Annotated in this window: 3 protein-coding genes; all 3 read right to left on the bottom strand. The window is 38.1% G+C overall.

Going from position 1 to position 1,628, the window contains the following annotated elements:
* Positions 1-548, bottom strand: a 548-nt coding sequence (locus G468_RS0117700; RefSeq protein ID WP_420885104.1) for a phage terminase large subunit, incomplete at its 3' end; no start/stop codon positions are given.
* A complete protein-coding gene (locus G468_RS0117695; protein ID WP_026824114.1) occupies positions 526-1,110 on the bottom strand; it encodes a helix-turn-helix domain-containing protein in 585 nt (194 codons plus the stop codon). The genes G468_RS0117695 and G468_RS0117700, both read right to left, overlap by 23 nt.
* Positions 1,111-1,376: 266 nt before the next feature.
* On the bottom strand, positions 1,377-1,628 hold a 252-nt coding region (locus G468_RS21920), incomplete at its 5' end, for a tyrosine-type recombinase/integrase (protein WP_034250490.1).

Here is a 1,628-nt window from a genome sequence, read left to right as displayed (position 1 = left end):
TCAACCGAAATACAGTTACTTGGTTTTTTCTGTCTGAAGCGAACATCGGTTGCGCTCCCTTTTCGCTCAGGATTCCACGTCACCCAAATTTCAGAGCCTTCTTCTCGCACCGTAGGGATTAATTTTTGCCATGCGTACTCTGGTACGTTTTCAGCCTCATCTATCCAGCAGAACAAAATTGATGATTTTGATTTTAGGCTATCCAAGTTATGCCTTAATCCACAAAATACAAAAGAAACCCGCTTGTCTTTGGTACGAATATATCTTTCACCAATATCAAAAAAAGGATTAAGCCAACTGACGCTTTGTATTGCCTGTTTCACTTCCTGCATACTCGAGTCTTCAAGTGAGTTCATGAATTCACGGGCACAAAGTATCACGCCTTTTTTGCCCACCCTTGCTGCATTAAAAGCATTAACCGCCAACATCAACGCAAAGGTACGGGTTTTTCCACTTCCTCGCCCACCGTAAGCGCAACGATAACGAGCACAACGGTTAAAAACCTTAACGAGTTTTGGAGGAATTTTAACGGTTGCTATTTTCATCATGTTTAAATTTTCCACCGATAACTTGAATGACAGAAGGGAAAATATCTTGTGATTCATCAAGTCCCGATGCTTGTTTGATTTCTAGCAATAGCGTGTTAGGGACGGGTATACCTTCTATCTCAATAAGTTGACCAGCTTGAAGCGGAGTAATTTCCCCTGAATTCTTTCGTTCTAGAATTGTTTGCAAATAACATATTTTTTCTTCTTCCTGAGACATAATCACACTACTTAATCCAATCTTCTCAAAAACGGCAATATCATTGTGGGTAGGGTGTATTTCCTTGATACTTTCGCTTTCACCGTCAGGGGTCTTATTGATAGTTTTCATTTTTCTGACATCAAGGTTTTTTACCGCCGTTTTTATTATCTTTTCTCTAATCATCGATAGAGCTTCACCAAAAGCCCTATCAAAATCATAATACTCACGCCTCCAATTTCTGATAGTTTTCTCATCGATAGCAAGACGTTTTGCGATCATTCGATTAGAAACTTTGCCATTCGCTAGCGCTACATCACGGACAAAATCAATGTAGTTTTTCTTAAAAACTATTCTCGCTGGCATGACTTACCTTCAATTAATTTAACATTTGTGCAACAAACCAGAGAATCCGCATTTTGGGTGCGGACAGATTTTGCGGAAACCGTAGAGAAAAATTTTAATCGGGTGTTTAAGTTAAGTGAGTTATCCACTGCGGAAATAGGATTAAAAAAAATGCGGAAATAGACGTTTTTGGCTATTCTGTGATTTATCCTGCTGAATCCCTTTGATAGCAAAAAAGTAAGGATTTAACCCCATTTACCTTAATGGTTAAAAAATAAACGCAAATGTTAAAAATTTAACTCGAAAATTGACCCTGAAAATCGCCCATAAATATTTGACGTCGTCTCAATGTTTTTGTGACCCAACATTTTAGAAATAACGTGAATATCATTGTGTTTTTTGATAAGACGTACCGCAGCAAAATGCCGTAAGTTGTGAAATTTCCCAATCCGGTATTTTTCCAGTAATTCCTTAACGATTCCTGTCGTACTGTAATTTAATGACAACCTTTTCCCTGATTGACTGGTGATTAAAGGCTC

Origin of the sequence: Arsenophonus nasoniae DSM 15247 (genome assembly GCF_000429565.1) — a bacterium.
Classification (GTDB): domain Bacteria; phylum Pseudomonadota; class Gammaproteobacteria; order Enterobacterales; family Enterobacteriaceae; genus Arsenophonus; species Arsenophonus nasoniae.
Note: the sequence above shows the minus strand (reverse complement) of the source record. Positions and strands in the feature narration are given on the sequence as shown.